Source organism: Clostridium sp. N3C (genome assembly GCF_900095445.1).
In the GTDB taxonomy this organism is placed as follows: domain Bacteria; phylum Bacillota; class Clostridia; order Clostridiales; family Clostridiaceae; genus Clostridium_AU.
In genome coordinates this window covers 1-23,730 of the sequence record NZ_FMJL01000052.1, presented here as the reverse complement: position 1 = coordinate 23,730, position 23,730 = coordinate 1, and the positions used below count along the sequence as shown (strand labels likewise).

Sequence of the window (23,730 nt, the reverse complement as noted above, 5' to 3'; positions counted from 1 at the left end):
AAAAAGTGTACAGCAGGCGAAAGCCTGTTTTTTGCATTTATAAAATAAAATTAACTTAGGATCCATTCCAAAGATGAAGGAAATGATTATAAAAAGGCAGCAAATGCGGTTTGTAAAGGCTTTGATCATGAAGATGATAATGATCTTAATGGATATATGCTTGGAATAAATATGTCCAGTTTTCATAAATATTTGCTTTTTATTGCAAAAGCAGATAATGGTGATTATCGCTCTTATGGATTAAATTGATAGCATGATTTTAATTATTATGTTTTATTGAGCCTTTATTTACAGTTCCAAAATAAAGAGCATGTTAATTAAAATAGCATGCTTTTTTATTGGGTCAATTGTAAAGCAAGCTACCATTTTGTAAAAACAAATGCTAGCTTTGGAACGGACAATCAAACATTTGCAAGGCAAATATAGTTTTTGTACATCTTATTTTTCAATTAAGTAATTAGTATCTTTTTGACGTCATAGGTATACCTTATGGCAGAAGATTTAAACCTATTAAAATAGGTAAACTTGTTATATAATAATACATGGTGATATAAATGAAAAAATTGATACTGGCAGAAAAGCCTTCAGTTGGTAGAAATATAGCTGAAGCTTTAAACTGCAAGCAGAAAAAAGATGGATACTTAGAAGGGGAAGAATATATTGTTACCTGGGCCTTTGGTCATTTAGTAACACTTTGTGACTGCAAAGATTATGATAAAAAGTTTGCTTTATGGAACTTTGAATATTTCCCCTATATACCAGAAAAATTTAGGTATAAGATTAAACCGAACGATAAGAACAAAAATAAGGAAGATACAGGGGCTAAGAAACAATTAATGATTATTAAAGCTCTATCAGAAAGGCCAGATGTAGAGAGTATTATAATTGCTACGGACTATGATAGAGAAGGAGAGTTAATTGCATTATTAATATTTTCTTATATAAAAACAGATAAGCCTAGGAAAAGAATACTGATAAATGAATGGACACCTCAGGAAATTAAGAGAGGATTAGAAAACTTAAAGACCAATGAAGAAATGAAACCGCTGCAGGATGCAGGAGTCAGTAGACAGCTTGCTGATTGGGTAATTGGAATAAATTTCACTTCTTTAGCAACTTTAAAATTTGCTAGAGGAAAAGGTAGTTTACTTAATATAGGTAGGGTACTAATGCCTACTTTAAAAATGATATACGATAGAGAAATGGAAATTAAAAATTTTAAGTCGGAAACTAACTATGAATTAATAGTTGAGTTTATGGCTGAAGGAGGAAGCTATAAAGGAAGGTTTTTTCACGGAAAAAATGATAAGTTTCCTAAAAAAGAAAGTGTAGAAAAATTAAAAAAAGAAATAGAGGGTAAGAGGGGGATTATTGAAGAAAAAAAGGTAGAAATAAAGTATGAATATTCTCCTTCTTTATTTAATCTAAGTAATTTACAAGGTCATATCACAAGTAAATATAAAGGATGGACTGCAGATAAGGTATTAAAAGTGGCACAAAGCTTATATGAGAAGAAGTATATAACTTATCCAAGAACTGAAAGTACAGCTCTAGAGGAGACTATAAAGGATAAGGCTAAAAATGTATTAGAAACTTTAAAGGCAGATCTTCCTTTTAAAGATGAAATAAAGTTTAATGATTCAAAAAAGGTATTTAACAACGCAAAGGTTGAAAGCCATAGTGCTATAATGCCAACATATATTAAACCTAAAAATCTATCCCAGGATGAAGCTATAGTATATGATGAAGTAAAAAACAGATTTATCTCACAGTTTATGGAACCAGCAGAGTATGAGAATACGGAAGTTATAACTAAAGTAAAAGGTGAAAATTATGATCGATTATTTATTACAAAGGGAAAGATTCTTAAACGTAAAGGTTGGTTAAAGCTTTATAAGGAGGACAAGAAGGATGAACTGCTACCACCTTTAGAAAAGGATGAAGAAGTAGATATAGTTAAAGCGGATGTTGTAACTAAGAAGACTAAGCCTCCTGCCCATCATACAGAAAAAACTCTGTTGAAAGCTATGGAGACTTGCGGTAAAAACAGGGGAGATAAAGAGGATGATGATGACAGCATTTTATATGGTTATTCTATAGGAACTGCTGCCACTAGAGCTGAAACTATAAATAAACTAAAGACTGCTGGATATATTTATGCAAAGGGTAAGTCTTTGCTTATAACTGATGTAGGTATTAAATTAATTGAGAACTTTCCTGTGAAAGAAATTATGGATACGGACTATACAGGAAAACTGGAGAAAAAGCTTTTTGATATGGAAAAGGGCAAGTATAAAAAGGAAGATTTCTTAAGGGAAATTTATAACTTTACAATAAATGGTGCTAAGAAAATAAAATTCTGTAAAAGTATCATAATAAATGATAAAAGAGAAAAGGATAAGGTAAATGCAAATTAAGCAGAACTATATAGGTTCTGCTTAATTTTTTAATTAATATCTATTGTGTAGTTTTTTTTCTATAACCGTTACTACAGCATACATTATATAAGCTATGATAGATAGAATTATAATACTCATCATTACCATGTCTAGTTGTGAAATTTGACCGCCGTAAACTATTAGAAATCCTAGCCCCTCTTTAGCCACTAAGAATTCTCCCATAATAACTCCAACCCAGGATAAGCCTACATTAATTTTAAGTGCAGATACAAGGGTAGGTATGGAAGCGGGTATAATAAGATGAGTTAGAATTTGAACCTTACTGGCGCCAAAAGTTTTTAGAAGTTTTACCTTATCTTTATCTACTTCTTGGAATCCAGATAAAACAGTTATGATTGTAACTACAATAGAAATTAATAGGGCGATAATTACTATGGCTTTCATTCCGTTTCCTACCCAAAAAATAATTATAGGAGCTAGAGCGACTTTAGGTAGGGCGTTTAATACTACCAAGTAAGGTTCTAAAACCTTTGAAATAAAATCAGACCACCATAGAATTATAGCAATTACAGTACCTAGTATAGTACCTAAAATGAAGCCTAAAACTGTTTCGTAACAGGTAATCCAAATGTGTTTAAATAAGGTACCTTCATTATAAATTTCAACTAAACTTTTTATTATACGGGAAGGACTACTGGTTAGGAATGGATCCAAAATTTTAAAGTCGGCTAGCACTTCCCATAATACAAAGAATAAAGCTAGAATTGCTATTTGTGTAAAAACTACTTTTCTATTATAACTTTTTATTTTTTTTAAATATTGTTTATGCTCATCACTGATCTTCATCTAAATCCATCTCCTTCCAAATCTCGTTGAAGTACTCTCTAAACTCTGGAGCATTCCTACACTTTAATGGTGAGTCAAAGGAAGTTGAGAAGTTGATGGATATTTCTTTTTTAATATAGGCTGGTCTCTTAGATAAAACAACAACTCTGTTGCTGGTGGAAATTGCTTCAGCAATATCGTGGGTAACCATAATAGCAGTTTTGTTTTCTCTTTTTATAATCTTATAGATATCATCACTTACTTTAAGGCGATTTTGATAATCTAATGCAGAAAAGGGTTCATCTAATAGAAGTACTTCTGGATCTAAGGCTAAGGTTCTGATTAAAGCGACCCTTTGCCGCATACCACCAGATAATTCTGAGGGTTTATAGTCCCTAAAGTCCCATAAACCATAATTTCTTAAAAGTGATTCTATCTTTTCTTTATTGCTAGAATTAAGTCTATGCTGAATTTTTAAACCAAGGGTTACATTATTCCACACCGTTAGCCATTCAAAAAGATGATCTCTTTGAAACATATATCCAAGCTTTGGGTTATAGCCTTGAATTTTTTTATTATCAAAATAAACCTCTCCAGAGGATGGCTTTATAAGACCGGATATAATATTTAGAAAGGTAGATTTTCCACAACCGGAAGGTCCAACAATGCTAATAAATTCTCCTTGATTAACTGAAAAATTTATATTTTTAAGTGCTGCGGTTTCGCCTTTAACAGTGTGATAATTCATGTAAATATTTCTAAGTTCTACTTTGCTCAAGCTATCAACTCCTTGCAATCCTATATTGCATTATATGATTGAGGAGCTTTACTTGTTATAAAATAAAGGCAGAGAAAATTCTCTGCCATAAAACATTATCTACTTGCCTTGTTTAGGGCTCTTCTAACAGCTAACTGCCAGTTTCTAACGTAGGACTTGGACGCTGCATCCTTAAGGTTAGTTGTTATTCTACTAGTATCAAAATCATAGTTTTGGTTTTCAATAATTGAACTAGCCAACATTGAGCGTACTCTAGTGATAGCTTCGTCAACAGTATTTGTTATAGTACCGGATATATTGTTTGATCTATTATTATCTGTTATCATTCCTGTTATTCCATTTTCTGTCTTAGTAAGTTCATTTTTAGTGTTGCTGTTATAAATGCTATCCTTTGGATTAGTTCTTGTTAAGCTATTAATAGTACGAGGGATGGTGTTATCAGTATCAGTAATGGTATTAGGAGTTTTATTAGTTACAGTTCTTGTACCAGTAATATTATTTCTATTTAGAGCTACATTACTATTAATCCCCGTTGTCTTATTAGTTTTTCCTGTTACATTATTTGTTGTATTATTTATGGAAGTAGTTTGCTTATTTCCAGTATTCTTAATGCCTTTATTGATAGTAGTGTTATTATCATCAGTGTTACTATTAGGGCTTATAGTAGTTAAATCAACGTCAACTATTCTACCATTACGAACAGTAACTATAGCCATTTGACGACCTTTAGAAGTCATATCACCATAGCCAGTATAAACACCATCTTTGTAGCTTTTAGTAGTTTTATTAATTCCAGTAGTAGTTCTAGTATTTTGAATTACGTCAGCATTATTGTAACCTATATTCATATTATCATTTCTAACAGTATTTCTTGGAGCACATCCTACCATGCTTAAAAATACTAAAGATGATAATGTAACACTTAAAGATTTCCTCATTGGTAACCCTCCTTAAAAACTAAATAATTTAATTTAGTTAAGTAAGCTTAAGAAATCCTGTTACAAATTTAATTTAACCTAATTATTAAGAAAGTATGCTTGTACTCTTATGATGTATTTCTGAGAGTAATGCACTATTTATGAGTAATAGTATTTAATAGGCATAGAGTATAGTGTCATACAAAATAAGTTTAAATGAGCAGTTTGAAAAAGATTTTTTGGTTGATAATCAATTAAATAACAAAGTAAATAATGTGACCACAAAATTTTGACTTTGAGGTCACACATTATTTATTTTCACACTATTTTGCTTTATTATTTATATTTTATTGGATAATTTTTCGACGGGCTTAAAGCCACCATTCTTAGTAAAAGACATGTTGCATTTAAAATTTGACATTGAATCTGATGGATCAATCATATCCATATTTAATGAATTCAAAATGGCTTTATCTATTAAAACAGACAAAAGTGTAATATTTTCTTCAAAACCAGTTTTACTGTTAAGTATAATATCATTGGCATGTATTAAAACATATTGAATAGGTAAAAGTGCAAATATATCTCTTGCTATTCTTAGAACACAACTACATACATAATCCTGAATTAAATCTAATTTTTTTGTTTTTGGCATAGGTTTAATTGAAAGTTTTCCTGTAGGAGTTAATGTTTTTTGCTCATTAGGTATAACATTATTGGACATTACTTGAAACTCAACTTCAACTAAATTTGGATTTTCTATGGAAATATCAAAGCCACTTCCAAACTCTAGAAGATCATTCAGTGGTTTCATCTCGTCAATTACAGATAACATACTGTCAATATCACCATTTAGTATTTTATGTGAAAGATTATATAAGTGCTCCCAATTCTCATAATCTATAAGATCTTCTTTCCTTGATTGCTCTATGTTATTTTGAAATTCAGATTGCTTTTTTACTAGTAATGATTTAAAAATTTTTTCTAGAAGATTTGGCTTATAGCTATTATAAATACTAATAGCTTCACGTTCTTTTGGCCCAATATCTTCTTTATTAAAAGGAGGCGAGGATTTGCTAATATACTCCCAATCTATAGGATCATCACATTCTTTATGAAGAGATTTAATATATTCAATCCTTTTTTCGAATTCTTCAACTATAAGTTTAGCTTGATTAAGTTTATCATGTTTTTCAACTTCAGATAATCTTCTTTTAGCATTAGCATAATCATTATATGCTTTAGTTTTATATTTTTTATTGCTAGTACTTGTAGAATAGGAAATTCCAGTACCAGGTATTCCCACGGTAGCGGTTCTTCTTCCACTGGAATTTATACTATAACGGAGGCCACCGGTACCAAAGCTTATGCCAGCACTTTTCTTGCCAACATTTAATCTTACACCTGGAGCCAGTTTTATACTCTTTCTCATTTTAAATCCCAAAATAATCACCTGCTTACAAATTTATTTATAATAATTAAATGACTATAAGTATATTATTAGTAAGCGTTAGACTATTAATTATAAAAATTATTATATTAAGTTATATAAAGTATAGTAAATTATTATTCTGTGAAAATTTCATAATATATAGATCTAGACTAATTAAAATATTTTTTTAAGTAAAATAGCTGCACTTGAATAACCTGTTCAAGCACAGCTATAAGAAATTGTATTAATTTTATATTCTATTGAATGTTACTTTTCAATTTGATCAATAGCTGTTTCAGCAAAAGAATTATTTACTATAACATCAAAGGCTGGCCTTTCTTTAATTAGTTTTGAATCATATTCTTGGATAATATCCATTAGATTTGTCAATTCTTCTTCCTTTAAAGCAGGTGTTTTAGAAATAGCATCAATTTCCCTATAATTTTTCGTAACAGTTTGTATTAGGTTTATGTCGGTACCTGGGAAGAATTCCTTTATGGAATTAGCTATTTCTTCATCACTATGATTTGATACCCAAATTTGGCCCTTATAAATAGCATTTGTGAATTTTTGTATGATTTCGGGGTTTTTATTAATATAAGATTCAGTTGCAAAGAAACAAGTATAAGCAATAGGTCCAGCAGATTCTCCAATGGAAGCTACAATTTTTCCAGCATTCTCTTGTTCAAGCATACTAGCAGTAGGTTCAAAGAGAGCTACATAATCTCCTGTTCCACTCTTGAAGGCACCAGCAGTAGTAGTAAAGGCTAAGTTGGTTATTAACTCCACATCTTTGCTTGGATCCACACCATTTTGCTTAAGTACATGTTCTAATGCCATTTCAGGAACTCCACCAGGTCTTCCACCTATAATAGTTTTACCCTTCAATGACTTCCAATCAAAGTTAGGTTCATCCTTTCGACTAACTAAAAAGGAACCATCTCTCTGAGTAAGCTGAGCAAATAATATAGGTAAGTCTTCTCTATTCTGATTATAAATATAAATTACTTGCTCTGGACCGCAGAAGCCAATATCTGCATTTTTGCTTAACACCTGTTGCATTGTTTTGTCTGCTCCTTGACCAGTGGACAAGTCAATATTTAAGCCTTCCTGCTCAAAGAAGCCCTCACTGATTGCAACATACATAGGAGCATAAAAGACAGATCTAGTAACTTCATTAAGACGTACTGTGGTTAAGCCATCATCCTTCTTTTTGCATCCGTAGAATAGTGTAGAGAAAAACAACATAGTAAGAAATAGAGAAGAGATTTTAAAGAGAGATTTTTTCATGGTAACCTCCATATTTTTTGGTTCATTTTATAATATGAAGGATATGATAATTTGGTTTATGTTATTGTATTTAAATTTCCTTATATGGAAGCACAGAGGATTTTACATATATTCGGAAAAATGAAGGTGTATCAGAATTGATCAGATGGTGCTATTATAAGCTTGTCAGATGGATAGCTTGTATTTAATTCAACCGAATAGGAGTTCAAAAAAAGATTGTTTTGTTACAATAGTTGGTAGATGAAGTAGTAACAGGCTATACAAACTATTAATACTGACTAAATAGGAATATTTGTAATTACCTATGAAGGTAAGGATTATTCTTTTTTCTTCTGTTAATATTTTTTACATTGTTCTTCTGGAATCACTTATATAAATGTTAGTATTTTTGGTAACATAGGTTTTACCTCTTTATAAATTATTAATTATATCTATTTTACTTAGGAGGTTTTAGTTTTTATTATATGAAAATTGATTGTACATTTTATTATAATGTAAAAAAGTTTTATAGGAGATATATGTTAAGAATAAAGTATAGAAAATTATTTTAAAATGGTGAGCAATTTAATTATATACATCTCTTAAAACTAAAACTTTGATGAATTTTTAAATTACATTATAAACTTTTATGCAGATAATAGCCAAGAATAAAGATATATTTTATGCAATTATTAGTTAAATAATAAAATATATGAAAATAAATAGGTAATTGTAATATTATTTTAAATTAATACAAAAAATGTCGACATTCAATTGCCTACATGGTATATTTATGTTAACATATATCGTCTGCTTAAGCAGATTTATAGCTAAATACTAGTGAAATAGAAGAATTTAAAAGTGATGAAGAATTTTATGATAAGTGTTTAATTTAAAGAGAATACGTTGTCATAATGATTGGTTGTTTGAATATAGTTACAAATATTAGGAAATAAGTAGTGTAGTATTTACTAGAGAGAAGGTTTTACTTAATAAACTTATTGAAGAAAAATTAAAATTTAATAAGGAAATTTTAGACCAATTAATTGCAGGGAGGAATGAGTAATGGATAGTAAAAACTTTACTCAGGAAGAGGTTAACAATACTTTATGGCGTGCCTGTGATACCTTCAGAGGAAAAGTAGATTCTTCAATATATAAGGATTATATTTTAGTCATGCTCTTTATTAAATATGTAAGTGATATATATAAGGAACGTAAGGCAGATTTGATGGTAAAGTATAATAATGATGAAGAAATGGTTAAAAGACAGATGAGCTATGAGAGATTTGCGGTAAATGAAATTTCAACCTTTGATTATATATATGAAAATAGAAATCAAGCCAATATTGGTGAAATAATTAATAGAGCTCTAGAGCAGTTGGAAGAAGAAAATAAAGCAAAATTAAGAGGTGTATTTAAAAACGTAGATTTTAACTCGGAGGCTGTACTTGGAAGTTCAAAGGAACGTAATGTAATGCTAAAACATCTTATTGAAGATTTTAGTGATTTAGACTTAAGACCTTCTAGGCTCATCGGTGATGACGTAATAGGAAATGCCTATGAATATATGATTTCAAACTTTGCTTCAGATGCAGGTAAAAAAGGTGGAGAATTCTTTACTCCTTCAGAGGTTTCTGAGCTTTTAGCAAGGCTTGTAAAACCAGAGGAGAATGATAGAATTTATGATCCTACCTGTGGCTCAGGTTCCTTGCTTATAAAAGCTTATAAAAAAGTTCCAAATGGAAAAGCTCAGATTTATGGTCAAGAAAGAAATGGTCAAACTCACTCCCTTTGTAGAATGAATATGTTTCTTCATAATATAGATGATGCAAAAATAGCTTGGGGTGATACTCTTTCTAATCCCCAGCATCTTGAAAATGATAAATTAATGAAGTTTCAAGTGATTGTAGCTAATCCACCTTTTTCTCTAGATAAATGGGCAATGGGCTTTGCAGGTGAAGGAAATGAAAAGAATTTTAAAATGGAAGCGGGTATTGATCCATTTAATAGGTTTTCCTGGGGAATACCTCCATTATCAAAAGGCGACTATGCTTTTATTCTACACATGTTACATTCTTTAGATGAAGGAGGGAGAATGGCAGTTGTTTTACCCCATGGTGTTCTATTTAGAGGTGCTAATGAAGGTAAAATAAGAAAGAAAATAATAGAGATGAATTTACTTGATTCAGTTATAGGCCTTCCAGCTAACCTTTTCTTTGGAACTGGTATACCAGCTTGTATTTTAGTATTTAAACAGAACAGAGCTAGGAAGGATATACTTTTTATAGATGCTTCAGGTTATGATTACTATGATAAGGGGAAGAATCAAAATAAACTTAGGGAAGAAGGTATTCAACGGATAATAGAAGTTTATGAAAAATATGAAACTGTTGAGAAATTTTCTTATGTTGCAGCCATTGATGAAATTAAAGAAAATGACTATAACTTAAATATTCCTAGGTATGTAGATACTTTTGAAGAAGAAGAAATGGTGGATATGGAAGAAGTGGCGGTGAATATTACAAATATAAAAGCGGAACTTCAGAAAGTAGAAAGGCAGATGGCTAAGTATCTTGAAGAACTTGGGCTTTAGGGGGTGAAGCTTTTGAAAGTTGAAATTAAGAAAAGAATAGAGAGTATTAAATCCGGAAAGATTCCCAATGATTTAAAATATTCTAAAGCAGGTATGATACCAATAAATTGGAGTATAAAAAAACTTAATGAAATTTCAATGAGTAAAGGCACTTATGGAGCAACCGACGCTGCAGTGGAGTATAGTGACAATCTTCCTACATATTTAAGAATTACAGATATAGATGATGAGGGAAGATTAATAAAAGATAGTTTAAAGAGTGTTGATATACCAGATTATAAAAATTATCTCCTTAAAGAAGGGGATTTGATATTTGCTAGAACTGGAAGTACCACTGGAAAATCATATTTATATGATGAAAAAGATGGACAACTTGTTTATGGAGGATTTTTAATAAAATTCAGTTTAAATGCTGAAAAAGTAAATTGTAGATATGTGAAGTATTGCACGGAAACAAATCATTATAAATATTGGGTGTCCCTTATGTCTGCAAGAAGCGGCCAACCGGGTATTAATAGTCAGGAATACGGAAAATTAGAAATTCCAATCCCTCCAAAAGGAGAGCAAAATAAGATTGCTAATATTCTTTCTACTTGGGACAAGGCCATAGAATTAAAAGAAAAGCTAATTCATCAAAAGAAGAATCAAAAAAAAGCACTGATGAAGAAACTTTTAATCGGTGAAGTTAGGATGCCAGGATTTAATGGACAAGTTTCGTATAAAAAATTAAAAGGCTATATCAAAGAGTGTAATGTTAGAAATAAAGATTGCAAAGAAACTGTGGTTCTGAGTGTAACAAATAAGCAAGGCTTTATATTGCAAGAAGAACAATTTGATAGAAAAGTAGCAAGTAAAGATCTTTCAAATTATAAGATAGTTTATAAGAATCAATTTGCCTATAATCCTTCAAGAATAAATGTTGGATCTATAGATTTGTTAAAAAGATTTGAAAAAGGTCTATTAAGTCCAATGTATGTAGTCTTTGAATGTGAAGAGGGATTAAGCCCTAAATATCTATATCAGTATTTAAAATCAGATATGTTTTTGAATTATTTACCTAACTTATTACAAGGTAGTGTTAGGGATACTTTGTCCTTTAATTCTTTAGAAATGATTAAAATTTTTATTCCTACATTAGAGGAGCAAAATAAAATAGTAGAAGTATTAGAGAATGCTGATAAAGAAATAAGCTTGCTTGAAGAAGAACTGAAAAATCTAAAACTCCAAAAGAAGGGGCTTGTACAATTGCTGATGACAGGAATAGTAAGAGTTAAGAGCTAATTTTGTAAAAAGACAAGATTCATAGATACATGAAATTTTTGTTCAGTATTATAAAGATTACTAAAAATAGATTTTATTAAATGAAGAACAAGGCTCACTGGAAGAAAGGTTCTTATATAAGTTATAGAAACTACCAATAAGCTTATATTGAGAACCTTTCAGCAGATTAAGCCGCTTATATATAATTATTAGTTTTTTGATAATTAATGGGAAGTTAGCATCATAGACTAAAATATTTTACAGATATTATAAGATGTGAAGAGTTTTTGAAAAAGGTAAATATCAGATTATCTATGGTTTATTATTATGAATATAATATCCTTGATTTAGATTATCTAAATAATTAGGAGAATCATAGTAATATTTCTTATTAGTAGATACATAGGATTCGTAATCTTTATACCATAAGTTTATATTCTCATATAAAATGGAAAATGCCCAATAGGAAGGTGATTCATGCATTATAGTTGATTCATATTTACTTATATTAGATGATATCCATGAGTTTTTTATTAAATTGTTGGCTTCTTGATAGGAACAGTGAATTATATCTACTATAGAATTACGTATTTCTATTAAAAAGCTATAACTATTTTCTGTCATTGGTATTTCACTTCTTAGTAGATCATTTTCATTCATTGTCACTAGCTTATTTAATGAGTTTACATCTGGTGTCAATTCTTCTATCCTTAAATCATAAATGCAATCAATGGCCCTAATGCTATTTAATGATAGCTGATCTTTCGTATTATTGGAGGTTATTGCGTAAACACCATTTGGCTGCCTTCCGACAAAAGGTCCATACACAAAATCATAGTTATGTTTTATACCTCTACGGCAATTATTAATGAAGGTTTCCCAAAGTTTTTTATAAAAGGGCCAGCTTAAATCCTGAGGCATTGGAAATATTAATCCTCTTAAGTTTAAAAGACATTCTAGATTAATCTTACATATTACACAGGCGGGCATTTTTATATCTGGATGACTTAAATATTGATTTTCACTTATATTAAGTTTTTCCAATAGTGAAGGATAAATCTGATGATTTTGAGTTTTTACTAAAGCCCACTCCTTAGCTTGATTGTGATTTAAGGTCACATAGAATCCCTTACCAAAGTCAGTTAGTTTTCTTTGCACATCTAGCATTATTCCGTAAGATAATAGGAGCTTGGCGGAGAATAAGTTGGTGCCGTGGTAAACAGTGAAAGTATTAATATAAGGAAGCATTTTATAACCTCCTGCTTTGATAATTTGCTAGCTTAATTATAGGTATGATTATGAAATAATTTTGATGAGTTTTATAATAGAGATACTTTGGAAAAGATTTTAGATTTATCAAAATCCATTAATAAATTGTCAGAAAAGTACCTCAATAATCCTGCTTAATGAGGAATTTCACATAGTGAATATATATGTTAATAAAAAGAGAGGCATTTACTTGTTCGTATAGTATTGTAGAAAATAGTGATTGAAGTATCTGCTGTGAAAATGGCAGGTATTTTTTTATTATGCAGAGAAAAACTTAATTTTTTAACAAACTATTTTTCATTATAAATCATTCTATATATAGCTAAATCCTTTATAGCTTAATACCTGCCAATTATATAATAATGTTTTCTCTAATTGTTTAAATTAAATAAAATATCTCAGTTAGAGCTATTATTAATTAAATAATTCCAAAATGCTTGTGACGCTATAGAAAGAGGTGTAGATTTATGAGATAGCATAACAATAGAACGACAAGGTATGGAAGGTTTAATTGGTAGTTCTATCAAAGGTCCGTCAGAGAGCTCATTGGTTATGAACTCTTTTATTGCAACGGTAATCCCTAAATCTACTTTTGCCAGTTCAACTAATAAATCCATATTGCTTAATTCTATATCAGGTTTTATATGAATATTGTTTTGATTAAAATATAGATCAATATATTTTCTGCTTACATTTCCTTCTTCAAGAAGCATTAGTGTATGATATGATGTGATATCTTCTAAATTTTCGATATTATGAGAATTTATGTAGCCTTTGCTTGCAACAAAGATATCTTGTATTTTGAAGATTTCTACAAAGTTATAATGAAAGTAATCGCAAGGAGTGCTTACAATAGCGATATCTACTTTACCATCATCTAAAAGTTTTAATGTTTCTGATGAGGTTTTATTGTTAATTATTATTTTAATTTGAGGATACTTTTGAATAAAGTTTTTTAATCTTGGCACTAGAAAGTTTTTGCATAGAATTGAACTTATTCCTACTTTTGTAATTCCTATCTCTTTATTTTTTAGTTTAGTTAATACTCTTTCCCCTTCGTAAATTTGATTTAAAGCAGATTTAACATATTGATAAAATACTTCACCTTCTTTTGTAAGCTTAACACCTCTTGAATTTCTTGAAAAAAGAGTTATCCCACTACTTCTTTCTAAATTACAGATTGCTTTACTTACAGCTGGTTGACTAATAAATAACTCATTAGCTGCTTTCGATATATTGCCGTGAGTTGCTACACTGTAAAATACTCTGTATAAGTCTAAATTAGTTGCCATACATTTATCATTCCTTTCTAACCCTTTATTTTATAAACATAATAAAATATCAAAAGTTATTAGGTAAATAATACATAATAGGAAAATTCATTGTACAGTATAGAAGTAATGATAAGTAAAAATTTAAATGTAATTTATAAGATTTAGAAATAAAGGTATAACTAGTTTTCATGACTAACATAACTAATATGTATTTCTCTTATAGTATATTATGATATATAATATAAATAAAGTAAATATATAACATAAATGTACTAAAAAGTAATATAACTGTAAAATTTTTGATATTTCTTGTAAAAATTTCAGGAGGAGTATTATGTGTAATAATTATTGGAATGATAAGTTCGCTAGGAAGAAGTATATATGGGGATTAAATCCAAGTGAGTCTGCTATCTTAATGGTTGATGATTTAAAAAAGGAGGATGGGATTAAGGGCTCATTGTTAGATATAGGTTGTGGATATGGACGAGATGTCAATTATTTTAATATTAGCGGTTTAAATGCGTATGGAATAGATAAATCTCCAGAAGCTATTCAGTTAGGAATTAAGCAATGGCCAGATATAAGATTAATATGTGATGATATATTCACTTATAATTTTAAAAGTCAAAAGTTTAATATAGCATTTTGTAACTTTTTTATACATTTATTACAAGAAAATCAAAGAAAAGAGATAATAAAAATTATATACGATTTATTGCTTGATGGTGGTATTGCATATTTTACTGTTTCGTCAATTGATGACATTGATTTTAATTTAGGAGAAAAAGTAGGATATAACTTAGTTAAGAATGAACGTGGAGTAATTAAGTATTACTATAATGAAGATGCAATAAAAGAGGAATTTAATATATTTAATGAAATAAATTATAAAAAATTTACTGAAAAACATTATCATGACTATGAGCATGAACACAGTAATTATTTTATAAAATGTAAGAAGGTTAATAGGTGATAGAAAATGACAGATAGTACTATTGAAAAAATAATTTCAAATAACAAAATTCAATCAAAAGAAGATAATTTTGATACTACTTATTTGAAGATTAGTACAATTTTGGTAGATGATTGGGTGAATGATAAATATTTAGAATATTTAGAGAAGTGTTTCGATAAAAGTTCAGAGGATATTAAAACTAAGATAATATTTTCAATACAACATGATGTACCAGCTCCAAGTGTGGATGCTATTAAGAAACATAATCGTATTAAGAAAATTTGTAAAAGAATAAATGGTAGCTTTTATTATGGACAAGGAATAGGATATCATCTGTTACTGGAAGGTAGGGAAATAATTGGAAATATAGTTATATCAACAGGAGAACATATATCTACAATTGGAGCTATAGGTGCTTTAGGAATAAGAATCACAGATGAAAAGCAACTAATAGATGTCTTACAAAGTGGATATTTAAAGCTAAATGAAATAAAGAAAATTAGAATTGAGCTGTATGGTCAGCTTGGAGAAGATAGTTCAGTTAGAGATGTTATGCTATATCTTATGCAAAAATATAATTTTAGTAAATTTAATAGCATTGTAGAGTATAGTGGAGAATTAATTAAGAATATGAGTTTGTCGGACAAAATACAGTTATGTAATATGTCATCTGAAATGGGAGCTTTGAGTGCTATTATTGCAGAAAACTATAATTCAACGAATTTATATGAAAAAAATGCTATAAATTTTAGCAAGCAATTTAATAAGAAAGAAGAAAATATATATGATGAAGTTATATATATCGATGTATCTTCTATTAAACCGATGTGTTGTACAAGTAATATGAAAGATAAAGTTATAGAAGTAAATAATATTGCTGGTATGAAATTTGATCAAGGATTTATTGGAGGATGTTCAGTGGGGATTGATGATTTTCGTCTTGCTGCTAGTTTACTGAAGGGCAAAAAGGTAGATCCGTTAAAAAAACTTATAATTTCATTTCCCACCAATAAATTATATATACAAGCTATCGAAGAAGGGCTTGTGGATATCTTTATAAGTAGTGGAGCGATATTGTTGAATTCTGGATGCGGGGCATGTTGGGGGGGATGTCAAGGTAAAATTGGAGCTGGACAAAGAATGATTTCAACTGCTAATAGGTCTAATTCAGATAATTTGAGTGGTGATACTTATATAGCATCTACGAAAACTGTAGTAAAATCATGCATAACTGACATTGATTAAATGTAATAATTGATTAAGCCTATATATAATCAAATGGAAAGTTGGTGATTAAAATAGAGGTCTATTCAGGGAAAGTAATTAAATTAGGAGATGATATCGATACTGATATCATAATTCCTACTCAATATATGACATTAAGAACAATTGAGGAAATGTCAAGGTTTGCATTCCAGCCGCTTAGGCCTGAAATTCCAGAGATAGTAGAGCGTGGAGACATATTATTATGTGGTAAAAATTTTGGATGTGGTTCATCTAGAGAACAAGCTCCAGCTATTATAAAGTCTTTAGGATTCAGTTGTATTATCGCTAAATCTTTTGCTCGAATATTTTATAGGAATGCATTAAATAATGGAATATTTGTAATAGAGAATTCAGAATTATATGACTTAGTGAATGAGGGAGATAAAATTACAATTGACTTTGATAAATTTACTATATTCATTAATGGTAATAGAGAAATTAAAATAGGAAGAATTCCAGATACATTTATTAATATGATTAAGAGCGGCGGTATTGTTGCTTATTGGAGTAAAGTAAATCGTGATAGATATGGAGAGAGTTAGTATGGGATTAAATATATTCGAAAAAATCATAAAAAGACATTCGAATCAAAAAAACATAAATATTGGAGATATTGTTGAAGTTAATGTGGACTCAGTTATGATTCATGATTTCTTCGCACCATTTTGCATTGATCAATTTAATAAAATGGGATTTAAACATGTAATAAAACCAGATAATGTGGTATTTATATATGATCACTTAGTACCTATTGTTTTTCCAAAGGATGTGTATCATCATCAAGTAACTGAAGAATTTATAAAATTACACAAAATTAAAAATGTTTATAGAACAGAGGGAGTTTGTCATCAAATAATGCATGAAAAAGGTCATGTAAAACCGGGAAATATAATTTTTGGTACAGATTCTCATACTGTAACATATGGGGCTCTTGGGGCAATTGCAACAGGAATTGGATATACCGAAATGGCTGTAATACTGGGGACAGGTAAATTGTGGATGAAGGTTCCTCCGACAATTAAAATTGTTGTTGATGGTAAATTAAAACCAGGTGTATATGCAAAGGATTTAATATTACGTATACTATCAGATTTAAGGGTAGACGGAAGTAATTATAAAGTTATTGAGTTCAGTGGAAGTACAATTTCAGAAATGTCCATAAGTTCAAGACTTACATTATGCAACATGACCGTTGAGGTCGGAGCAAAAGCGGGTATTATAGAACCAGATGAAAAGACAATTAAATATCTTGAAAAGTATGGTATAGATAAAGAGTTTTTATTAGATCTAAAAAGTGATAAAGATGCAGTATATGAAAAAGTAATACATTATAATGCTGAAACAATAGAACCATTGGTGGCTTGTCCATATAACGTTGATAATGTTAAAACAGTAGATGAATGTAAATACATCAAAATAGATCAAGCATTCATTGGATCTTGTACCAATGGTAGAATTGAAGATTTGGAGATAGCTGCTAAAATATTGAAAAACAGGAAAGTTAATAAAGATGTAAGATTGATAATAGTACCTGCTAGTAGAGAAATATATAAAAAAGCACTAAATCTTGGATATATAAAAACTTTTTTAGAAGCTGGAGCAATAGTAAATCATCCTGCATGTGGTTTATGTTGTGGAATCAGTGGAGGTTTAATGGAAAATGGTGAAAAAATAATAAGTACAAATAATCGAAATTTTTATGGACGAATGGGAGAAGATAGGGTAGAAATTTATTTAGCCTCTCCAGCAACCACAGCAGCATCAGCTATTAGTGGATATATTACTGATTCACGAAACTTTTTATGTTAAGTAGAACGAAAATATATATAAAGGAGAAATGCTAATTATGGGTATGAATTGTATTGAAAAAATTATTTCTAATCATGCAAATAAGTCAAAAGTAGTTCCAGGTCAGATAGTAGAAGTTAGTGTTGATTATGTTATGACTAATGATGCAACTACTGCTCTAGGAATTGATATCTTTAAAAAACAAGCATTAGGCAAGAAAGTATGGAATTCGGAAAAATTGATTATGGTTATGGATCATTATACACCTTCCAATTCAGTGGCATCAGCTGAATATCATAAAAGAATGAGAGATTTCGCTCAGGAGCAGAATTTGAAGTATGTCTATGATGGCTGTGGCGTTTGTCATCAATTAATGGTTGAAAATCACGTTGTTCCAGGAAATTTAGTAATCGGAGCAGATTCACATACTTGTACTTATGGAGGATTAGGCGTTCTATCTACTGGTATGGGATCAACTGATATTGCTGTGTCATGGTTGGAAGGGAAAACATGGATGAAAGTTCCATACACAATCAAGGTAGTTCTTAATGGAAAGTTAAACAAAGCTGTACAAGCTAAAGATATTATATTAAGGATAATAAAAGATTTGTCTGTTAGTGGTGCTACGTATAAGGGCATAGAGTTTTACGGTGAAGTCATAGATGAAATGAGCATATCATCCAGGTTAACTTTGTGTAATATGGCAATAGAGGCAGGAGCGAAATTTGCATATATACCTCCTGATAAAAAAACTATTGAATTTATACAGTCTAGAGGAAGAGTAGCTCAAGAGCTTGTTTATCCGGATGAAGATGCTTCATATGAAAGAGTTTTAGAATATGATGTAACTGATTTAGAACCTCAGGTTGCTTTACCACATAGCGTCGATAATGTAATGGATATATCTGAATGTGAGGGAATAGAATTAGATGAAATATTCTTAGGAGCATGCACTAATGGTAGATTGGAAGACTTAGAAATTGCAGCAACAATATTGAAAGGTAAGAAAATTAGTAATAAAGTTAGATTTCTTGTAACTCCAGCATCAAGAGATGTATATGTTGAAGCTTTAGATAAAGGAATTATCAAAACATTGATAGAAAGTGGTGCTATGATAAATAATCCTGGATGTAGCACTTGTTTTGGAGCCACTAATGGTTTACTAGGTAAAGGAGAGAAGTTATTATCTACTGCAAATCGTAACTTTAAAGGAAGAGTAGGTAGTAGTGAATCAGAAATCTATTTAGCTAGCCCTGCAACAATTGCAGCATCAGCATTATTTGGGAAAATTACAGATCCAAGGAGAGTGATTAATAATGATTAAAGGAAAGGCTATTAAATTCGGTAATAATATTGATACTGATCAAATAATAGGAGGTGAATATTTAAGTCTACCAACAATTCAAAGTATGGTACCTTACGCTTTTAAAAATTATAAAAATTTTAGAGATAACTATGAAAATGGAGATATCATAGTAGCAGAGTCTAATTTTGGATGTGGATCATCTAGAGAACAAGCTCCAGCGGTTTTGAAAGAGATGGGGGTAGGAGCAATAATTGCAAAGGATTTTGCACGTATATTTTATAGAAACGCAATAAATTTGGGGATTGTAGTTATTGAGTGTAAGGATGTTGATAAGATAGATGAACTAGATATATTGGAGTTGGAATTAGATAAAGGAATATTATTTAATGTTACTAAGAATGAAAGATATTATATAGAGCCTATACCAGAATTTATGTTATCTATTTTGAAAAGTGGTGGAATTATAAATTATATGAGAATTAAATCCTCTGATTTATAAGATTTTTATAGAATTAATAAATGTTTATGAGGTGATCCTTATGGAGTACTGTGCTAGTAATATACGTAACTTTGAAACATTTGAGCTATCAGATGAAGAGCAAAAGGAAGCAATAGGATATGTATGCCATGAAAGAGTAATATATTATTTATTTAAAAAGCAGTATGGAATTAACTATTTTCCTATATTTTACTTAGATAGATATTTAGGTTGGATATATTCTGATGGTAGCGAGCCGTTATTACCAGCATGTAATGGATTAGAAGAATTTTTGCAAAATTATGTTTATGAAGAAGAGTGTACAAGTAAAGAGAGAGTCATAGAAGAGTTTTATAAAATATTTGAACATGGTAATAAGATATCAATACCACTTTGGATGAAACATTTTTCTGATGGTACACCTTATGTTACTGCAGTCTTACTTGAAGGTATGGATATAAATAATAATATTTACTATACAAAGCATACAGCTGTAGATAAAAAATGCTGTATTAGAATCTCTAAGGAAGAGTTTGAGAAAAAGCTTAATCCAGATGAAAATGGAAGTGTTCATTTTTCAATTATTAAATATCCAAGGCTGTTAGATAAATTAAGAAACATGGATTTTTTAGAAATGTATCGTTACGTTTTTTATAATCTATATAAATATGACATTGGTAAGAATGGCATTACCAAAAATGGGAATGAAGTTAGTTTTGATATAAGTGGATTTGACAAGTTTGTTGATGATTTAAGAAAAAATCCTCATAAGATAATAACAGAATCAGGAGTTCCTAAACACCAGCAATTTAGATTAAATGTCCATATTAATAATAAAATACGGCCTATACAGAATTTGATAAAAATCATGATTAACGATAAAAAAGCATCGGAGTTAATAGGAAAATACAATATAGATCAAATTAAGATTTGCTCAACACTAGTAGATAATAAACTAAATAATATCTTGAAATTTGCTAGCTTATTGGTACAAAAGCCAGATGTAAATAATTATAAGTTATACATTAATTCTATTTTAGAATTAAAAACTGTTTTATCAGATTATCAACGAGTAAATGCAGAGATTGTTAAGCATATAGTATAGAGGAAATGAGGTTGAATTATGATGATAAAAGAAATGAATAAACTTCTTACTAATTATATTGAAAAAAATGATTTGGAAAAAATAATAAATAATTATGAACAATACAAGTCTTACACTTTATTGCAATTAGGTATAGATTCATTAGATATTATGGGATTAGTTTTAGATATGGAAAAAATATATAATATAGAAATAGATTTTGAAAAGTTTGATATAAGTGATATCGAGACATTAGAAAAAATGGAAAAATTTATAAAAATATTTAAAAATGGTGATTGAAATGAAGATCGAGTTTGATTTAGGAGAAGAGTTAATAAGCAAAGCCATTCGTAATACAATAGAATATCAAATAAGGTTCTACTTTCCTAATGTTAGCAGTATAACTTGGATTAATAAAAAGTTAATTATAGAGTCAGCTGAAGAATTAGAAGAAGAGAATGTAAAAATGCATATTAACTCCATATTATCTAAGTATCCATATAAGAAAAAGAAATTTAACAAGAAGATATTTTTTAATTCTAATGATAACAAATTTATAGATACTAATGAAAATATGTTACTTATTTTAAATAGATTTATTAATACTATGAAAAGTAAAGTAGATAACTTGGATAAATTATTAATAAAGGATTGTGATTTATTTGAAGGAAATGAAAAAATTAAATTATCAAAAGGACTAAATATATATACCAGAAGATTACCTGCTTTAATGGAATTTATTGATGACATATTTAAAGATTTGTTTAAAAATCTTTTTGGTGCAGTAGAAATTATAGCTCCATCAATAATATCTACAGATATTATTGATAAATGTGGATATTTTGTGACAGGATGTCAACATATTAGCTTCGTATCTCCTATAACAAATCATCCAGATAGGTTTAAAGAATTTTTACCTGCATGGGAAAAAAATAAAAAAGATAAAGAAAAGTCTTTTTCTATACATCATTATTGTAAGGAACCTACTTATATTTTGAATCCAGCCCTTTGCCTGCATTGTTATCCCATTTTCCAGAATAAAAAAATAAGCAAAGATAATTTGATAGCAGTAACTATTAAAGGAAATTGCTTTAGAGATGAATCTGGAAATTTGAATAATGAAGAACGACTTTATGAATTTATAATGAGAGAGTGTGTTTTTTTTGGAGGAAATAAAATAATTTTAAAGACTCATAAGCTATTACTTGAATTATTAAAATTATTAGGCTATGTTTTTGGAATCAATTTTAAATTAGAAACATCAAATGATATATTCTTTGATGAAAATGCTCAAAATCTGCTTTTTGCGCAGCTAGTTTCAGATAATAAAGTTGAAACGACTACTTATGTTAAATCGTTAAATAAGGAAATATCAATAGCATCAATAAATAAACATGGAAATCATTTTTCAAAAGCATTTAACATAAGAGATGAAGAAGATGGTATTTTATCTACTATGTGTATTGGGATAGGATATAATAGATTCATTATGCCAATACAAGAACAAATTGATGAATATGGAGAAGACTATATTAAAAAAATAAGGGCAAATTTAGATAGAATAAGTTAGAAGGATTGATAGTATGAGTAAAAATGTTGTAATTATAGAGCCTCCTAAATTTATGATTGATAGTTTTATTAAAAGAGCTAAAACTTATAATGATAATTTGATTATTGTAAGATCAAAGGCAGATAATAAACAGTATGGACATATTATATCTAAAGATATCAGAAAAGAATTTGAAAGTATTAAGGATGAAATATCACAGTGTTTTGGTAAACCAGATGCGATCTTTACTGTTTCTGAAATGTTTTTGACACAAACTGCTCGTTTAGCTGAATACTTTAATGTTGCTTTAAATGATAATACTTCTATAGAAATATCTAGAGATAAAAGTAAAATGAAAGAAAAGTGGATTAATGATAAAGTAACAACACCGAAATCTTTTTTTATAAAAAGCTACTCAGAATTTGATAGAGTTAAGAATTATTTAGAATATCCATTAATAGTAAAACCATCATCAGGATACGCTAGCTTTGGGGTTAAAAGAGTTGAAAATGAAGAAGAATTAGTTAAGCAATTTAAAGAGATACAGATGTTGAATGCCTTAATTGTTAGTAAAGAAAAATTAAATAATATAGGTTGTATAATTGAAGAATATATTGAAGGAAAAGAATTTTCTATAGATACGTTCTGGGTAGAAGGAGTACCCATACTACATTGTATATTATCAAAGTGTATTTCAAAAGGACCTTATTATCCAGATAGACTGTACTATATGGATCCGTTTTTGGAGGAGAAAACAAAAAAGTCAATTGAAGATATAGCGGAGAAAGCTGTTAGTAGTATTGGAATAAAAAATGGAGCCACACACACAGAGATAAGATTTAAAAAAGATATACCATATATAATAGAAACAACAAGTAGACCAGGAGCTGGAGGTGGATTTTTTAAACTTTTCGAACAAGCACTAGGAATACCTGTATCACAAATTTTTTATGATATACAAACAAGGAGATTTAAATATAAGCTCAAAAGATGTGATCAATATCAATATTTAAAAAATAAAACATATTATTTTTGGTATAATGTACCTTACGGTAAGGAAGGAATTATAAAAGATATTATTATTGATAAACAAATAGAAAAACAACCAGAAATAACTTCCTATATTCTTTTTAAAAGTGTTGGAGATAGATTGTATATGGAACATATGAATCCGGATTATTTTTGCTGGATATTAGGAGCAGTATCGTCAGATAAACTTCGAAAAGAAAGAAAAGACTTAGAAGGATTTGTTTCTCAGTTTAATAATTATATTAGACTAAAATTTG

General features: G+C 29.3%; 20 protein-coding genes. 13 read left to right on the top strand and 7 right to left on the bottom strand.

Annotation, left to right across the window (positions count from 1 at the left end):
• The first annotated feature begins 554 nt into the window (after positions 1-554).
• Positions 555-2,417: a type IA DNA topoisomerase gene (locus N3C_RS12460; protein WP_074366348.1), complete on the top strand. Its 1,863-nt coding sequence runs from the start codon at positions 555-557 to the stop codon at positions 2,415-2,417.
• A gap of 33 nt (positions 2,418-2,450) precedes the next feature.
• Here N3C_RS12460 and N3C_RS12455 read toward each other — a convergent pair whose 3' ends face one another.
• The 5 genes from N3C_RS12455 to N3C_RS12435 all read right to left on the bottom strand — a co-directional run bounded on the left by N3C_RS12455 (position 2,451) and on the right by N3C_RS12435 (position 7,641).
• On the bottom strand, positions 2,451-3,245 hold the full coding sequence (locus N3C_RS12455) for an ABC transporter permease (RefSeq protein WP_074366347.1): 795 nt from the start codon (positions 3,243-3,245) through the stop codon (positions 2,451-2,453).
• Positions 3,232-4,002, bottom strand: coding sequence for an ABC transporter ATP-binding protein (locus N3C_RS12450; protein ID WP_074366346.1), 771 nt, complete (start codon positions 4,000-4,002; stop codon positions 3,232-3,234). Before N3C_RS12450 ends, N3C_RS12455 begins: the two co-directional genes overlap by 14 nt.
• 95 nt (positions 4,003-4,097) lie before the next feature.
• Positions 4,098-4,940, bottom strand: coding sequence for a hypothetical protein (locus N3C_RS12445; protein ID WP_074366345.1), 843 nt, complete (start codon positions 4,938-4,940; stop codon positions 4,098-4,100).
• Between the two features lie 319 nt (positions 4,941-5,259).
• Positions 5,260-6,351: a DUF4236 domain-containing protein gene (locus N3C_RS12440; RefSeq protein WP_242944100.1), complete on the bottom strand. Its 1,092-nt coding sequence runs from the start codon at positions 6,349-6,351 to the stop codon at positions 5,260-5,262.
• 267 nt (positions 6,352-6,618) lie between these two features.
• Complete coding sequence (locus N3C_RS12435; protein WP_074366343.1) at positions 6,619-7,641, bottom strand: ABC transporter substrate-binding protein; 1,023 nt, start codon at positions 7,639-7,641, stop codon at positions 6,619-6,621.
• A 1,044-nt stretch (positions 7,642-8,685) separates the two neighbouring features.
• Here N3C_RS12435 and N3C_RS12430 point away from each other — a divergent pair.
• Positions 8,686-10,215, top strand: a complete 1,530-nt coding sequence (locus tag N3C_RS12430; protein ID WP_074366342.1) for a type I restriction-modification system subunit M — start codon at positions 8,686-8,688, stop codon at positions 10,213-10,215.
• Positions 10,216-10,227: 12 nt separating this feature from the next.
• Positions 10,228-11,496: a restriction endonuclease subunit S gene (locus N3C_RS12425; RefSeq protein ID WP_074366341.1), complete on the top strand. Its 1,269-nt coding sequence runs from the start codon at positions 10,228-10,230 to the stop codon at positions 11,494-11,496.
• Between the two features lie 291 nt (positions 11,497-11,787).
• On the opposite strand, the gene N3C_RS12420 is transcribed toward N3C_RS12425, so the two are convergent.
• Together N3C_RS12420 and N3C_RS12415 are read right to left on the bottom strand one after the other, a co-directional pair.
• Positions 11,788-12,723, bottom strand: a complete 936-nt coding sequence (locus tag N3C_RS12420) for a DUF3990 domain-containing protein (RefSeq protein WP_074366340.1) — start codon at positions 12,721-12,723, stop codon at positions 11,788-11,790.
• A 419-nt stretch (positions 12,724-13,142) separates the two neighbouring features.
• Complete coding sequence (locus N3C_RS12415; protein ID WP_074366339.1) at positions 13,143-14,036, bottom strand: LysR family transcriptional regulator; 894 nt, start codon at positions 14,034-14,036, stop codon at positions 13,143-13,145.
• A gap of 316 nt (positions 14,037-14,352) precedes the next feature.
• Here N3C_RS12415 and N3C_RS12410 point away from each other — a divergent pair, with 316 nt between their 5' ends.
• From N3C_RS12410 to N3C_RS12365, 10 genes are all read left to right on the top strand, one after another.
• Positions 14,353-14,991, top strand: coding sequence for a class I SAM-dependent methyltransferase (locus N3C_RS12410; RefSeq protein WP_074366338.1), 639 nt, complete (start codon positions 14,353-14,355; stop codon positions 14,989-14,991).
• 6 nt (positions 14,992-14,997) lie between these two features.
• Entirely contained in the window at positions 14,998-16,218 is a 1,221-nt protein-coding gene (locus N3C_RS12405; RefSeq protein ID WP_074366337.1) for an aconitase family protein, read from the top strand.
• A 44-nt stretch (positions 16,219-16,262) separates the two neighbouring features.
• Complete coding sequence (locus N3C_RS12400; RefSeq protein WP_373432813.1) at positions 16,263-16,781, top strand: LeuD/DmdB family oxidoreductase small subunit; 519 nt, start codon at positions 16,263-16,265, stop codon at positions 16,779-16,781.
• A 1-nt stretch (position 16,782) separates the two neighbouring features.
• Positions 16,783-18,048: a 3-isopropylmalate dehydratase large subunit gene (locus N3C_RS12395; RefSeq protein WP_074366336.1), complete on the top strand. Its 1,266-nt coding sequence runs from the start codon at positions 16,783-16,785 to the stop codon at positions 18,046-18,048.
• Between the two features lie 37 nt (positions 18,049-18,085).
• Entirely contained in the window at positions 18,086-19,351 is a 1,266-nt protein-coding gene (locus tag N3C_RS12390) for a 3-isopropylmalate dehydratase large subunit (RefSeq protein ID WP_242944099.1), read from the top strand.
• Positions 19,344-19,832, top strand: a complete 489-nt coding sequence (locus tag N3C_RS12385; RefSeq protein ID WP_074366335.1) for a LeuD/DmdB family oxidoreductase small subunit — start codon at positions 19,344-19,346, stop codon at positions 19,830-19,832. Before N3C_RS12390 ends, N3C_RS12385 begins: the two co-directional genes overlap by 8 nt.
• A gap of 40 nt (positions 19,833-19,872) precedes the next feature.
• Positions 19,873-20,916: a hypothetical protein gene (locus tag N3C_RS12380; protein WP_074366334.1), complete on the top strand. Its 1,044-nt coding sequence runs from the start codon at positions 19,873-19,875 to the stop codon at positions 20,914-20,916.
• An 18-nt stretch (positions 20,917-20,934) separates the two neighbouring features.
• Positions 20,935-21,195 (top strand): phosphopantetheine-binding protein, encoded by a 261-nt coding sequence (locus N3C_RS12375; RefSeq protein ID WP_083604553.1) that lies wholly within the window; start codon positions 20,935-20,937, stop codon positions 21,193-21,195.
• 1 nt (position 21,196) lies between these two features.
• Complete coding sequence (locus N3C_RS12370; protein WP_074366333.1) at positions 21,197-22,465, top strand: aminoacyl--tRNA ligase-related protein; 1,269 nt, start codon at positions 21,197-21,199, stop codon at positions 22,463-22,465.
• Between the two features lie 13 nt (positions 22,466-22,478).
• A partial coding sequence (locus tag N3C_RS12365; protein ID WP_074366332.1) for an ATP-grasp domain-containing protein occupies positions 22,479-23,730 on the top strand: 1,252 nt, incomplete at its 3' end.